Origin of the sequence: Desulfovibrio sp. JC010 (genome assembly GCF_010470675.1) — a bacterium.
GTDB lineage: Bacteria > Desulfobacterota > Desulfovibrionia > Desulfovibrionales > Desulfovibrionaceae > Maridesulfovibrio.
Genome location: NZ_VOIQ01000008.1, coordinates 62,900 through 77,151, shown reverse-complemented (window position 1 = coordinate 77,151; position 14,252 = coordinate 62,900). Strand labels below are relative to the sequence as shown.

The following is a 14,252-nucleotide window of genomic DNA, read 5'->3' as shown; positions in this document are numbered from 1 at the left end:
CCGGCAGGAATCGCTTTCTGCCAAATGAACATATATCCCCGTCAGCAATGCTGGCGGGGATTTGTTGTTTTGTGTAAAAAGCTCCCCATGACACCTGCAATAAATATAGCCAAGAAAAAGAAGATACAGTTCAAGGTCCATGAATACGAGCATGATCCGTCCGCCGAGGCTTACGGCAAGGAAGCAGCGGAAAAACTGGGCGTTGCCCCGGAGCGCGTTTTCAAGACTCTGGTCGCCGGAAGCGGAAAAGACCTGTTCGTAGTCGTGGTTCCGGTCATGAAAATGCTGGACCTCAAGGCTCTCGCCAAGGCCGTGAAGGTCAAAAAGATCGCTATGGCTGACGTAAAGCTCGTGGAACGTACCACCGGATACGTGGTCGGCGGGGTCAGCCCGCTGGGGCAGAAGAAGCTTTTGCCCACGGTCATTGATATTTCCGCAGAAGAATTCGAGACTATCTATGTCAGCGGCGGCAAGCGCGGGCTGGATATTGAGCTCAGCCCGCAGGATTTAGCGGGATTGCTGCATGGGAGTTTTGCCGGGATAGCACGATAAAAGTCTTAGTTTGAATCTATTGAGAAACTGGCCCGTTCGATTGATGTCGAGCGGGTTTTTCTTTTGTGCAGCGGTGAGATGTATTTCGTCTGACAGATAGTTTGACATTCAAACTAATCTGAAGATATGTAGTTTGAAACAAGTTTAATTTGATATTCAAACTATACGGAGTTCAAAATGGATTTTGATTCAATATTTCTGGTGGCAATGCAATCCAGCCTGTTTCTGGGCCTTATTCACGGGATCAATCCCTGCGGGCATTCGTGGCTGGTGCTGGCACCCTTTGTTTATGGTGAAAAAGACGGAAAGCGGGTTTTCTCCCTTACTGCTGCCTTTGCTTCCGGCACAGCACTGGCCTGTCTGATTCTCGGATTGACTCTCGGGTCCATTTCCCTGACCATTCCCGAATCTTTGACCCATATTGTGGATCTGGTGACAATCGGTATTTTGGTCTTGCTGGGCGGCATTCTATTGATTAAGCCAGAAATCCTGCACAGTCATGACCACGACCACGACCACGACCACGACCATGATCATGTTCACGACCACCAGCATCATGATCACCACCACGGCCACGGGTGTTCGTGCTCCGGCCATGGGGTGAGCGCATTGGGCAGTGTGACAGCATGGGGCTTGTTTTCCATTGGATTTGTGAACATGATTGTGCCTTGCCCCACAGTGGCGATCATGTATAAATATGCCCTTGATTCCGGCAGCGTCTTCAAGGGAACTGCTGTTTTCGCCAGCTATGCGCTGGGTACGGCCATTGCCCTTGCGGCAGTGATCTATGCCATTTACCGGGCGGCATCTTTTGTGCGCACCCTTGAACAGGATTGGGTGGAGCCGCTGGTTATGCGTACCGCCGGGCTGATGACCATCGGTTTTGCGTTCTACAGTTATACAACTATATAAATATACGAGGTGGATGTGCTCAATAAGCTCAATCATGCGGTGATTGAATTTTATGAAAAGCTTTCTTCGTGGGAGCATGATGTTGTGCGTGAAAAGGGACTAACTCTACCTCAGATGCATACTCTTGAAGTCTTGGGCATTCATAGCGATATGCGTATGAAAGAGTTGGCCCAGTGCATGGGCATCACCACCGGAACCCTGACCGTGCTGGTGGACCGTCTTGAAGACAAAGGATTCGTCTGCCGCAAGCCGCACCAGACCGACCGCCGTTCCATCCTCGTGGAGCTCACTGAAACCGGGCAGGAAATGTACCAAGAGCATGATCGTCTGCACCTGCGCTTAACTGAAGAGTTGACCGCAGAATTTTCAGATGAGGAACGTGCTGCCTTACTGTCCTTTTTTGAAAAGATGAATGGGATGTTTTAATTTACGAACATTTTTAGAACATCTGTGGAAAACTTTTGTTCAAAAACAAAGCTCCCTGTAATTTTCCAAAATTACAGGGAGTTTTGTCTTTTTGAAGGTGGCGATAAATATGCCTGAATTAAAAAATACCCGTATAATTATTTTAATGCTGTTTTTTGATTGAAAAGAATTCTCATTTTCATTACTTCACATGAAGTCGCAATAGGTGCGTCAATTGTATTTTTTACATGAAAACAGGAATCATTTTCAAAAAACGAAACGAGCTATGAAATATACATATAAATTATCGCATAAAATTGTAGTCGGGATGCTGCTGTTTCTCTTGTGTGCACTGTGTCTGGGAGCTCTTTCCATATTCACTCTGCAAAGGCTGACCGGACAGATGGAAATTCGTAATAGTCTGGATGAAATAATAAGCATGGGTGCTGAGGCGCAAGCTGTGGCCATGGACTGGCTGGTCCACCGCGAAGAACTTTCCATGAGTAAAGAAGGGAATGGCGGAGCAGCGTTGCTTGACACATATAATGATAAAGTACGTTCTATGAACGCTGATCTTGATGCGGCTATGACTTCTATTGCTGATAAGCGTGCACGTGTTTCGCTTGTAGATCTCAAAGAGTCTTTTAATTCATTTGATCGCAGTTTCAGCCTGTTTCAGGTGCAGTTCAATGAAGGGGTGGGGCAGGTTAAGCGGCTGCGCGAAATTTCCGTAGATATTCTTGGGCAGGCACTTTCCCTGCAGAAGAGTATAGAGCGCAGTGCCAGAAAACAGGCCGGGAAGAATGCGGCACTTCAGGAACAGGCCCAAGCCCTGCAGGGACGTGATCTTGGCACTCTTCTTCAGGATATGTCCGGCTCTATTGACGGACTGAATGAACTGGCAGCCAAACGTCAGGTTTCAGCCATCCTGCTAAACAAGCCTCTCGGTTTTCAGGAAATGGCCAAGGATTTCATCCTTTATAAAGATGCGGCCAGCGGGTCCGGGCTTATTGTTGATATTGAGAAACTCATGGGGATTGATCCGGATTCATCCATGGGTGCATCCTATCCGCAGTTCGCCCCCTTGTTCACAAAGGGGCGTGAGGCAAAATTGTTTAATAAGATTGTGGATTTGACCGGGGAATATCTTGAAGTCTTCAAGTCCTATTACAGCCTCAGCCTGAAAATGAATAAATCCATGCAGGCCATGGATACGGCTCGTGCGGCATTGATCGGACTTGAGCACTCCATCCGTTCGGCGCAGGTGGAAAGCTACAATGACATGCAGCAGCGGGCCGTATATTTAGTCAGCGGTTTGAGTGCGCTGGCTGCGTTGATCGGAATCGGTTTGATTCTTGTCAGCCGCAGGGTCATCATTCTTCCTCTGCGCAGAATTATCGGTGATATGGCCCGCACCAGCCGCGAGATAGGCCAGGGTACTGCCGACTTGTCCTTCCGGGTTAAGCAGGAGGGTAATGGTGAATTGGGGGATCTGGCTGATTCATTCAACAGTCTGATGCATGTGATTGAGATAGACCGGGAAAAGGTGGAGAGGGCCACTGCTGCTGCCGAGCGTGAGGCGGAGGCGGCCCGGGAAGCCTTGCAAGGCTTGAGCGAAGCCCAGAAGGAAGCGGAGAATGCTCGCAGGCAGGGCGTGCTGGATGTGGTCCGCAATCTGGAGCAGATTGTCAGCGGTCTTTCTGTGGCGTCGGATGAAATCAGCAATCATGTTGCTGATTCCAGCAGAAGGGCGCGGGAACAGCAATCCAGCCTTTCCGAATCCACTTCCGCCCTTGATCAGATGACCTGCTCCATTCAGGGCGTGGCCCGCAGTTGTTCAGACGCTGTGGTCGGGGCCGGGGAAGCAATGGACACCGCCAACCGGGGCGCGGAAATGACCGGGGAAGCCATCAGTTCCATATTCAGTGTCAAGGAACAGAGTGAGCAGCTCAAGGATAGTCTTAACCAGATGAATGTCCGGGTCGAGGATATCGGACGGATCATGTCCGTGGTCAGCGATATTGCAGACCAGACCAATCTGCTGGCCCTGAACGCGGCAATTGAGGCTGCGCGAGCCGGGGATGCCGGACGCGGTTTTGCCGTGGTGGCTGATGAAGTTCGCAAGCTGGCCGAGAAGACCATGGACGCCACCAAGGATGTGAGCCTTGTTGTTGAAGCCATTCAGGAAAGTTCCCATGCCAATGTGCAGTCCATGGAGCAAGCAGCCAAATCCGTATTGGACAGTACCCGTCTGGCTGAACAGGCCGGGGAGGCTCTGGAGGAGATAGTCAGCCTTGTGAACGGTGTTACAGGACAGGTCCAGAATATTTCTGCTGCAGCTGAAGAACAGTCCGTATCTTCGGACCAAATTAACTCGTCGTCCAAAAATATTAATCAAATGGCGGAGCTGACTACCCAGTCCATGGAAAAGTCCAATGATTCGGCAAAGGATCTTTCCATTCTGGCAATGGAATTGCGTTCATTGATTGATGGATTGCGGGAGGAATGCCGAACGGTTTAGGCTCGCAATCAGGTTTTAGTTGCTGTTACAGCCATGCGAAAAAATATTTCAGCCGGGCAATTTTGTCCGGCTGAATTTTTGTGAAAAAGGTCAGGATATTTTCCCTCTAAATCAACCTCTTAAATGGTTTTGAACATGTAAAGAACAACTGTGGAAAACTATTGTTCTACACTGATTATGCCAAGCCCCCCAAGGGCTGAGAGGGTGTCCATTAAGAAAAAGTCTAGAGAGTCTTGACCGCAGTCTTAAGTCTGGTAGACTGTTCTCAGTCGTCAGCACTTCAGGAGTCCGTTGCTGCTTTCTGAGCAATTTGTGAACGGACACGACGGGAACCCGGTTTGAATCCGGGGCGGTCCTGCCGCTGTGAGGGAAGCATTCTGTGCATTATCCCCGAGCCAGCAACCCGGCCTGAGGTAGAATCAAACTGACCGGAAACCTTGTTTCTGACATTTTTCCGGTTTCAAAAGTCCTGCGGGATGCGCCTACCGGGCCTCCTGCGCCAATTGCCACACCACCATGAGACACGGCTGGGCCGTGGGCTTGCAATCTGGGGAGGTTGCATCCTTTTCTGCGTCCTTTTTCCGGCGTGGCGGTGATGTGTGCGGACAAAATTTTAACAGGTAGTTTAATGCCCAAACAAATTCTCAAACGTGACGGATGTCTCGAATCCTGGTCTACAGACCGTATTTCTGAAGCGATTTTTAAAGCCCTCAAAGCCAGCGGCATCAAAGATCCCCTGCTGAGTAAACGTCTCGGCCGCAAGGTTGAGCATAAGCTTGCCGAAGTGGATGTTCCCGAACAGGAAATGGTTCAGGATATGGTCCAGCTGGTACTCATGGAGAACCGTCTCTACTCTGTTGCCGAACGCTACATCATCTACCGTGAAAAACGCCGCGAACTGCGCCGTCAGGATGAAACCTACCTCGATATCGCCGGAACCATCGAAAGCTACCTCGACCGTTCCGACTGGCGCGTAAATGAAAACTCCAACATGGGCCACTCCTTTCAGGGACTGATGCTGCACATGTCCGGAGCGGTTCAGGCCCGTTACTGCCTTGAAAAATATCCTGAGGAAATCAGGCTGGCCCACGAGCACGGTTATTTCCACATCCATGACCTTTCTTTCGGTCTTGCCGGATACTGCGCGGGCTGGTCTCTGCGTGACCTGCTGCTGGACGGCTTCGGCCTCAAGGGCCGCTGCTCCTCCGGTCCGGCACGCCATTTTGATTCCGTAACCGGACAGATGGTCAATTTCCTCGGCACCCTGCAGAACGAATGGGCCGGTGCGCAGGCTTTCAACAACGTTGATACCTACCTCGCTCCCTTCATCCGTCACGACGGTCTGGACTATGACCGTGTGAAACAGATCGTGCAGAAGCTGATCTTCAACCTGAACACCACCTCCCGCTGGGGCGGCCAGAGCCCGTTCACCAACTTCACTTTTGACCTTGTTCCGCCCAAGCACATTGCCAGCGAACCGGTCATTATCGGCGGTGAATTTCAGGATACTACTTACGGTGAATACGAAGCGGAAATGGAGATGATCAACCGTGCTTTCGTTGAAGTCATGCTCGAAGGTGACTCCGACGGCCGCATTTTTTCATTCCCCATTCCTACATACAACGTCACCCCGGACTTTCCGTGGGAAAGCGAAGTGGGCGAGCTGCTCCTGCAGATGACCGCCAAATACGGCGCGCCTTACTTCCAGAACTTCATCAACTCCGACCTCAATCCTGAGGACGTGCGTTCCATGTGCTGCCGGCTGCAGATGGACCTGCGCGAGATCCGCAAGAAGACCGGCGGCCTGTTCGGTGCCGGAGACCTGACCGGTTCCATCGGTGTTGTCACCCTGAACCTGCCCAAGCTGGCCTACCTCGCACAGGGTGAGGAAGATTTTCTCGACCTTATCACCGAGTACGCCTCTCAGGCCAAGGATTCCCTTGAGTACAAGCGCAAGCTGGTTACCGCCAATTTTGAGAACGGCATGTTTCCCTTCTCCCAGCGTTACCTGAAGAACGGCTTCAAGGGCCACTTCTCCACCATCGGTCTGATCGGCGGTAACGAAGCCTGCCACAACCTGCTGGGCAAAGGCATCGACACCCCCTCCGGCTCACGCCTCATGCAGAGGGTTCTGCACCACCTGCGTGATTTGACTGTTGAGTTTCAGGAAGAGACCGGAAACCTCTTCAATCTTGAAGCGACTCCGGGTGAAGGTACCTGCTACCGTCTGGCCAAGATCGATAAGAATCTCTACGCCGACATCTTCACTTCCGGTGGTGATACCCCGTACTACACCAACTCCACCCTGCTGCCCGTAGGTTCCACCGAGGACGTTGTCTACGCCCTTGAGCACCAGAACGAGCTGCAGACCCTTTATAACGGCGGCACCGTGTTCCACACCTTCCTCGGTGAAGCTGTGCCCGACACCACCGCTCTGAAGAACTTCATTATCAAGGCCATGACCAACACCAAGATTCCTTACATCTCGGTGACCCCGACCTTTTCGGTCTGCGAGGATCACGGCTACATTTACGGCGAGCACTTCGAATGCCCCGATTGCGGCAAGGATGCCGAGGTATACACCCGCATTGTGGGTTACTACCGTCCGGTCAACCGCTGGAACAAGGGTAAAAAGGAAGAGTATCGCGAAAGGACTGAATACAGCCAGACTTCATGCGCATGCTAGGACTGGTTCTTTTCAGCTGCACAGATTAAAATCAAGGTCCGGGGAATTTTTCCCGGACCTTCTGCTGCGTAGTATTTATAAAATTTTGTAATTGCTTGCGTTGGCGGTTTTCAGGATGTAATTTGTGTACTGACCCGAACCATTAACAGTATATGAGTATGATATTATCAGCCAGCCAGTTACGCGCCCTGCGCCAGAGAAATGATGAAGAGCTTCGCAAGGGAAGCTATGCCAAGCACGGCTACCCTGCCAACACCATTCAGGACCTGCTGCACACTGTGGAGGCCCTGAAAAGTGAAAAGAAGAAGTGGAAAAAAGTCGCTCAGGAGCGTGGTGAACTGCTTAATAAAATGAACGGGCTGTTGGAAGATTACAATAAGTCCAAATAAGATAGACGATTAGTATTAATGAAAAGCCCACTCTGCATTTTGTAGAGTGGGCTTTTTTGGTGTGGTTTAATCCAGATTGAGTAATTAAATTGGGCAATTATAAATTTATCGCTATGGCCCGAAAATAATAGGATTTAAAGAAAATTTATTATTAATGTTCTCGTTCATGCATCAATGGCGCGTGTTCAATTGTTAATAATAAGGGGTTTAGGATGAAATTTAAGAGTATAAATACTGGGCTTGCTGTTTTGATTACGGCTGTCGTTTTTGTCTCTGTCGCTGCGTTTGTGGTTGTGGTCAGTTCCATGACCAACTCTGCGGTGATGCATATTCAGGAACAGAATATGAATGTTCTGAATAATAAGCTGACAAATGATGTAGAAAATTTTTTAAAACAGTCGCGCAGCAGTCTGCTTGCCTTTGCCGGCAACAAGGATGTGCGGGACGGGTTTGTCGATAGTGCAGCCGCTGAACGGGCACAGAAACAGCTGCTTAACCGGATCAAAAATAATAAAAAGCTGGCAACCCTCGCCGCGTTTGACCGCAGCGCGAAGATTGTCTTCGGGGTTAAATCCAATGGACAGAGTGCGGCAGGGGCGGATTTAAGTTCCCGCCAGTATGTGCGCGAGGTTTTGAACGGTAAACAGTTTGCGGTATCCGATGTGTTGAAATCGGTGCTTGATGATCGTTTTATCGTGGTTATGGCTGTTCCGGTGCATGACGCACAGGGCAAACTCCTTGGCGGTTTCCTTATGTCTGTGGACTGGCAGCAGTATGCGCAGGCCATGATCGGCGATATTACCATCGGTGAAGACGGCTATGCCTATATTCTGGATCAAAAAGGTCGTATCATTGCCCATAAGGTAAGTCAGGATCTTGTCCTGAAAGATATATCCAAGTACCAGTTTGTTAAAGACAGTCTTGCAACTTCCAAAGGCAAAACCGAATATGAATGGGAAGGACGGGCCAAAGTCCAGTCTTTTCAGGTTGTACCTTCCACCGGATGGGTGGTCTGCATGTCCGCTTATGTTTCTGACTTGAGCCGTACTGCCCATGAACAGCGTAATGTACTTATCGGCATGGGTGCTGTAATGATCCTGATTCTTGTGGGGGCTATTGTGTTGACCATCCGCAAGCAGGTTACCGGTCCCATGGCTGTCATCCGTGATTTTACCAGCGAGATTGCCCACGGCAATTTTAAGGCTGAGCTTGAAGGAAAATTTGTTTGCGAACTCAAAGATCTTTCCGAAAATATAGACTTCATGGTGGCGGAGCTGAAAAACAAGCTCGGTTTTTCCGAAGGCGTTCTTAACGGTCTGGTTCTGCCGTGTTCCATTGTCGGCCCTGAAAATAATATCCTCTGGGCCAACTCCCAGATTTGTGAACTTATTGAAAGTAAGATCGGTCCTGAAAAGGCTGTGGGTATGGATCCGGGCGAGTTCTTTTATAATGAAAGAGGCCGCAAGACCCTTTCCCAGAAAGCCATTGAGGAAGAACATCAGATTCAACAGGAAGTCGAATACACGACTATGAGCGGGAAACATAAAAATATTATGGTCTCTACTACTCCGTTTTATGATATGGACCACAAGATGCTCGGTTCGGTCACCATCTGGATCGATATGACTGAAATCCGTGAGCAGCAGCGACAAATTGAAGAAAACAGTATTATGATTTCCGAGGCTGCAGCCAGTGCTACCGAGGTGTCTGATCAGGTTTCCAGTTTTTCCGAAGCCTTGGCCGCTCAGGTGGAACAATCCAGCCGTGGTGCAGAAGAACAGTCAGTTATGGCCAGTGAGGCTGCTACTGCTATGGATGAGATGAATTCCACTGTATTTGAAGTGGCCCGTAATGCCTCTACCGCCGCCGAGCTGGCCGATGTTTCACAGCAGAAGGCCGGTGAAGGTGAGCAGAGGGTGGTGCAGGCCGTTGAAACCATTTCCCTGATCAGGAAGCAGTCCGACCAGATGCAGAAGGATATGGCTGATCTCGGTAAGCAGGCCGACGGTATCGGCAATATCATGGGTGTGATCAGTGATATTGCGGACCAGACCAACCTGCTGGCCCTTAACGCCGCCATCGAGGCCGCCCGTGCGGGTGATGCCGGACGCGGATTCGCTGTGGTCGCCGATGAAGTGCGCAAGCTTGCTGAATCCACAATGAATGCCACCAGCGAGGTAGGTGAGTACATCAGTCGCATTCAGGACAGTGCCAAGACCAACATTGCCAATACCGAAAAATCCACCAAAGCAATCGGGGACGTCACCGGATTGATTAATGAGTCCGGGGACATTTTGAAGGAAATCGTGGAAAAGGTTTCCGAGACTGCGGATCAGGTCCGTTCCATCGCCACTGCTTCTGAGGAGCAATCCGCTGCCAGTGAACAGATCAGCCGCTCTACCGGGCAGATCAACACCATTGCCAGTGAGACTGCGCAGGCTATGAATGAATCTGCCGAAGCGGTCAGCCGTATGTCTGAACTGGCCAAAGAGCTGGATGGGATTATCGGGCGTATGCAGGGATAAAGATAGAGATGATGCGCTTCGCGCTTTTTAAGAATCCCAAAACCTTTTCGTTGGTTTTAATAAATCATAACAACAAAGGGCTGTCCGTGCGCGGGCAGCCCTTGTTGTTTTTTATAAGTGCCGGGTGTAGGCTCCTGAATAATTGATGTTTATTTGTGGAGACTGCGATGGTTAAAGGGCTGATTTATTCTATTCTTTCCGCTTTGGGGCTTGGAACGCTGGCAATTTTTTTTAAGATCGGCCTTGGAATGGGGCTGGAGCCGCTGGAACTGGTGCAATACCGATTCACCGTGGGGGCAATTGCTCTTTTTGTCTGGCTGGGAGTGACGAGTCCCAAGCTGCTGAAAGTCCGTCCAAGAGTTCTTTTGAAGGCTGCTGTTTTGGGTATAGGTATTTATCCTTTGCAATCATGGCTTTTTATCATGGCCCTGAAACACATCCCGGCCTCGACCACTTCGCTCATTTACTATTTCTATCCCCTGATGACGACTCTTATCGCGGTTGTTTTCCTGAAGCTGCGGCCCGGAAGGTCGGTATTTGCTGCGCTGGGCCTGATTATTGTGGGCAGCGGGCTGGTCTTTTATAATGCCTTTGCGCAACAGCTTGATACTCAGGGGATTATGTATGCCCTCGGCTGCATGCTCTGCTTTTCCGTTTACCTGACCGTGATCCAGATTTTTACCCGTAATGATGAAGCCAAGACCATTGTGCCTTATGTGATTCTATGTATGGCCCTAGTCTTCAGTTCGCTTTCTTCCCCGCTGAAAATATTTGATCTTAATATGCAGGGCTGGTTTATTGCCGTCGGGCTGGGGCTGATTCCCACCGCGTTGGCAATCAGCCAGCTCTACCGGGCGGTGGACGCCATCGGCAGTGCCAATGTTGCTATTTTTTCCACCATTGAACCCGTTACAACTGTACTGCTGGCAGCCTTTGTGCTCGGAGAGCATATAGCCCCGGTCCAGATTGCGGGGATGGGATTTATTCTGCTGGGGATTATCCTGCCTAATTTACAGCTTTTGAAACGTAAGGCTGCTATCGGGAATTGATAACAATCCCGGCGAAGCCCTATTGAAAGTTTTTGAAGAGTCCAGAGAAACTTTTTCCAAAAAGTTTCTCTGGCCGCCGGAGGCGAAATGCGATTAATTTAAAGCGTGATAGCGCATCAAAATAAAGCCCCCGCTGTGAATCCACAGCGGGGGCTTTTGCGTTTAAGCTATACTGCTGATTCCTACAGGAAGTACCAGGTCGCGGCGAGGCCGGTGATAGACATGGTGATGGTGTAGGGGAAAGCCATCTTGACCATCTGGCCGTAGGAGAGCCTGATGAGCGGAGCAATGGCGGAGGTCAGCAGGAACAGGAATGCTGCCTGTCCGTTAGGAGTTGCAACACTGGGAATGTTGGTTCCGGTGTTGATTGCAACTGCGAGCAGGTCGAACTGTTCACGGCCGATAACGCCGTTCTGGAATGCTTTCAGGGTTTCGGAAACGTATACTGTCGCAACAAATACGTTATCTGAAATCATGGAAAGGATACCGTTGGCAAGGTAGTAGGCAGCCAGCTGAATTTTACCTTCAAGGCCGAGCACGTAGTGAATGATCGGTGCGAAGAGATGCTGTTCGTGGATGACGCCTACAATTGCGAAAAAGACAACCAGCAGCGCGGTAAAGGGCAGGGCCTCTTCAAACGCGTGGCCGATCTGGTGTTCTTCGGTGATGCCGTTAAGGGCGGTAAGCAGGACGATAACGGTCAGACCGATGAGACCTACTTCAGCAATGTGGAAGGCCAGAGCGAGAACGAGGAAGAGAGCTGCGCAGGCCTGAGTGAACAGGGCTGCTTTTTTCTTCAGGCTCATTTCTTCGTCGTTTTTGCGGTCTTCCTCTTCGAGGATTTCACGCACGTTCTGGGGCAGCTGGTAGCCGTAACCGAAGATGCCGGTCACTTCCAGCATAATGCAGGTCACAAGACCTACCGCGAGAACAGGCATGGATACCGGAGCAACCCTGATGAAGAATTCAATGAATTCCCAACCCATGGTCTTACCGATGAGCAGGTTCTGGGGCTCACCTACGATGGTGCACACACCACCGAGAGCGGTACCTACAGCACCGTGCATCATCAGGTTTCTGAGGAAACCGCGGAATTCAGCAAGGTGGTTGACGCACTCGCCTTTGAGCAGGGAGTCGTCGGTCAGTGAACATTTACCGGTGGATGCAAAGCGGTGGTAGATTCCGTAGAATCCGTAGGCAACCGCGATGATTACAGCAGTAACTGTCAGCGCATCAAGGAATGCGGAAAGCACTGCGCCGGAGAGAGAAAAGAGCAGTGAAATAACGATTTTTGATTTGATGCGGGTAATGATTTTGGTGAAAACATACTGGAGCATGTCTTTCATAAAATGAATACCGGCGACCATGAACATCAGCAGCAGAATTACCGGGAAGTTCAGTACTGTTTCGTTATAAACAGTTTCAGGTGAGGCCAGCCCGATCGCTATTGCTTCAACCGCGAGCAGTCCGCCTGCGGGGAGAGGATAGCATTTAAGGGCCATTGCAAGAGTGAAGATAAACTGTCCGATCAACACCCAGCCGGTGATGAAAGGACCGGCTACAGCCATAAGAACGGGGTTGAGCACGAGAAAACCGATAATGGTAAGTTTGTACCAGTCGGGAGAATTACCTAGAAGGTTCTTCTGCAATGCCTGTGACATTGTTTTGGGCACGGGTTACTCCTTTTGCCTTTTGTGTTGGGACCAAGTGATCAGTGCTTTCTACAGATCGCTGGGTACCAGCGGGTCGATTGTCAGTTCCGGATAAAGTCCCTGCAACTCTCCTTCAGGATAGGGCTGAAGGATATTGAAGGATATGTCCTGAGTCTGCTGGGAATGGCCCGCGGTTTCTTCGGTACCGTCCCAGAAAGCGCCGTTTGCTTCGAGAATATGTTCGATACGGTGCCTGAAGCCATCAACAAATTTGGCTCCGATACCTTCAAAGGTCATGTTACCGAGACGGAACTGGCCTTTGAGTGCAGCGAAGTCCGAGAGAGGAATCGAGTGCATTTCGAGATCTTCCTGCTTGCTGATATAGCCCCAAACGAGATAGTTGTCAGGTATTTTAATCGGTTCTTTCGCATCGATAATAGTATGCGGCATCAATATGGTTCCTGCACCCACTTCGATCTTGGCACCTTCTTTACCGTTGAGGAAAGAGTTGAACCCTGCGAAGGAGCGTTTGCCCATGTGGGTGTGGATTACCTTGCCGCCGTGCGGGGTGACAACTTCACCTTCGTAGACGGAATTGATGATGTAGCAGTTTTCCTGCGCGTTGGCACCGGGGCCGAGAGTTGAGTTCTCAATGTATGACCTCTGGGCCACGAGAACGTTTTTCTCAACCTTGCAGTCACCTTTGATAACCGCATAGGGGCTGACCGATGCTCCCTCGGGAACGTCGATGGGCAGCTCGGGCTTAACAGAAGAATAGATGGGTACGAAGTCTTCTTTGCGGTCATCAAAGAAGTCCATGAGGATACCCTTGGGTCTGTTGTCTTCCATACGGATGTATTTTTCGAGGACTTCTTCGGGGTACTGGTAGTTGAACTCAAAAGCACCGTCCGCTTTGACCCAGATCCGTCCGGGCTTGATGCGCTTATGGGAAAGTTCTCCCGCCTGTACGTAGGAGTATGCGCCGACAGCGCAGTCATGCATGATGGAGAGGTCAACAGAGGAGAAAGGCTCAAGGAAACAGCCTTCCACGGAAGTGCCGTGAATGTTTGCGTAATGCAGAGATACGGTGTTTGAAATTTTGAAACACTCAAGGTTTTCAGGGTCGTGGGAGTTGTTGTGGACGAGGGTTTTCATCAGAAAACTGTCGCGGATCTTAATGACTTCATCGTCACGGAGCTTGATCTTCTGGCCGTTGACCTCAACCTCACTGCCCTGTCTTTTCAGTTCGTCACCACGGATATCACTCTTATAGAGGATGGAATGGTTTACTTTGCACTTGCCGAGGAAGTAGGTTCCCCCAAGGCTGGAGTGGCGGAAGTTGAACATGAGCGGATGGCTGTTGGTCAGGGAATAGAACGCGTAGTAGAGGGCGAAGCTGTCTTCGGGGATGAGTCCTTTAATATAAGGGCCCACGTCCACAAGAGGCTCACGCAGGTTGACGTTCACACGGCTGACGATATGGTCAATAAGCTTATTCAGCTGTTTCATAAATCCTTCTCGCTTTTTGGTTGAGTACCGGAAGTCGTAGGCGGAAACCGGA

10 protein-coding genes and 1 riboswitch are annotated in these 14,252 nt (G+C 50.3%); of the genes, 8 read left to right on the top strand and 2 right to left on the bottom strand.

Annotated elements, in window-relative coordinates:
* The first annotated feature begins 87 nt into the window (after nucleotides 1-87).
* The 8 genes from ybaK (at nucleotide 88) to FMR86_RS10480 (ending at nucleotide 11,039) form a co-directional block, all read left to right on the top strand.
* Nucleotides 88-552, top strand: a complete 465-nt coding sequence (ybaK, locus tag FMR86_RS10515) for a Cys-tRNA(Pro) deacylase (RefSeq protein WP_163351184.1) — start codon at nucleotides 88-90, stop codon at nucleotides 550-552.
* A 177-nt stretch (nucleotides 553-729) separates the two neighbouring features.
* Entirely contained in the window at nucleotides 730-1,464 is a 735-nt protein-coding gene (locus tag FMR86_RS10510) for a sulfite exporter TauE/SafE family protein (protein WP_163351182.1), read from the top strand.
* A 15-nt stretch (nucleotides 1,465-1,479) separates the two neighbouring features.
* A complete protein-coding gene (locus tag FMR86_RS10505; protein WP_163351180.1) occupies nucleotides 1,480-1,890 on the top strand; it encodes a MarR family transcriptional regulator in 411 nt (136 codons plus the stop codon).
* Between the two features lie 307 nt (nucleotides 1,891-2,197).
* On the top strand, nucleotides 2,198-4,390 hold the full coding sequence (locus FMR86_RS10500; RefSeq protein ID WP_163351177.1) for a methyl-accepting chemotaxis protein: 2,193 nt from the start codon (nucleotides 2,198-2,200) through the stop codon (nucleotides 4,388-4,390).
* Between the two features lie 265 nt (nucleotides 4,391-4,655).
* Nucleotides 4,656-4,817: riboswitch (cobalamin riboswitch) on the top strand.
* 201 nt (nucleotides 4,818-5,018) lie between these two features.
* On the top strand, nucleotides 5,019-7,076 hold the full coding sequence (locus tag FMR86_RS10495) for a ribonucleoside triphosphate reductase (RefSeq protein WP_163351176.1): 2,058 nt from the start codon (nucleotides 5,019-5,021) through the stop codon (nucleotides 7,074-7,076).
* 158 nt (nucleotides 7,077-7,234) lie between these two features.
* Entirely contained in the window at nucleotides 7,235-7,465 is a 231-nt protein-coding gene (locus tag FMR86_RS10490; protein WP_163351445.1) for a hypothetical protein, read from the top strand.
* A 212-nt stretch (nucleotides 7,466-7,677) separates the two neighbouring features.
* On the top strand, nucleotides 7,678-9,990 hold the full coding sequence (locus FMR86_RS10485; protein WP_163351174.1) for a methyl-accepting chemotaxis protein: 2,313 nt from the start codon (nucleotides 7,678-7,680) through the stop codon (nucleotides 9,988-9,990).
* 167 nt (nucleotides 9,991-10,157) lie between these two features.
* Nucleotides 10,158-11,039, top strand: a complete 882-nt coding sequence (locus FMR86_RS10480) for a DMT family transporter (RefSeq protein WP_163351172.1) — start codon at nucleotides 10,158-10,160, stop codon at nucleotides 11,037-11,039.
* A 182-nt stretch (nucleotides 11,040-11,221) separates the two neighbouring features.
* Here FMR86_RS10480 and nhaB read toward each other — a convergent pair whose 3' ends face one another.
* Both nhaB and FMR86_RS10470 read right to left on the bottom strand, forming a co-directional pair.
* Nucleotides 11,222-12,712 carry a sodium/proton antiporter NhaB gene (gene nhaB, locus FMR86_RS10475; RefSeq protein WP_163351171.1) on the bottom strand — a complete coding sequence of 497 codons (1,491 nt, stop codon included), beginning with the start codon at nucleotides 12,710-12,712 and terminating at the stop codon, nucleotides 11,222-11,224.
* A gap of 48 nt (nucleotides 12,713-12,760) precedes the next feature.
* Entirely contained in the window at nucleotides 12,761-14,200 is a 1,440-nt protein-coding gene (locus FMR86_RS10470; RefSeq protein WP_163351162.1) for a transferase, read from the bottom strand.
* Nucleotides 14,201-14,252 lie beyond the last annotated feature (52 nt).

What these genes read in the sequence shown, in the direction of transcription:
- ybaK (WP_163351184.1), top strand. Translation starts at nt 88, where the DNA reads ATGACACCTGCAATAAATATAGCCAAGAAAAAGAAGATACAGTTCAAG.
- FMR86_RS10510 (WP_163351182.1), top strand. Translation starts at nt 730, where the DNA reads ATGGATTTTGATTCAATATTTCTGGTGGCAATGCAATCCAGCCTGTTT.
- FMR86_RS10500 (WP_163351177.1), top strand. Translation starts at nt 2,198, where the DNA reads ATGCTGCTGTTTCTCTTGTGTGCACTGTGTCTGGGAGCTCTTTCCATA.
- FMR86_RS10495 (WP_163351176.1), top strand. Translation starts at nt 5,019, where the DNA reads ATGCCCAAACAAATTCTCAAACGTGACGGATGTCTCGAATCCTGGTCT.
- FMR86_RS10490 (WP_163351445.1), top strand. Translation starts at nt 7,235, where the DNA reads ATGATATTATCAGCCAGCCAGTTACGCGCCCTGCGCCAGAGAAATGAT.
- FMR86_RS10485 (WP_163351174.1), top strand. Translation starts at nt 7,678, where the DNA reads ATGAAATTTAAGAGTATAAATACTGGGCTTGCTGTTTTGATTACGGCT.
- FMR86_RS10480 (WP_163351172.1), top strand. Translation starts at nt 10,158, where the DNA reads ATGGTTAAAGGGCTGATTTATTCTATTCTTTCCGCTTTGGGGCTTGGA.
- FMR86_RS10470 (WP_163351162.1), bottom strand. Translation starts at nt 14,200, where the DNA reads ATGAAACAGCTGAATAAGCTTATTGACCATATCGTCAGCCGTGTGAAC.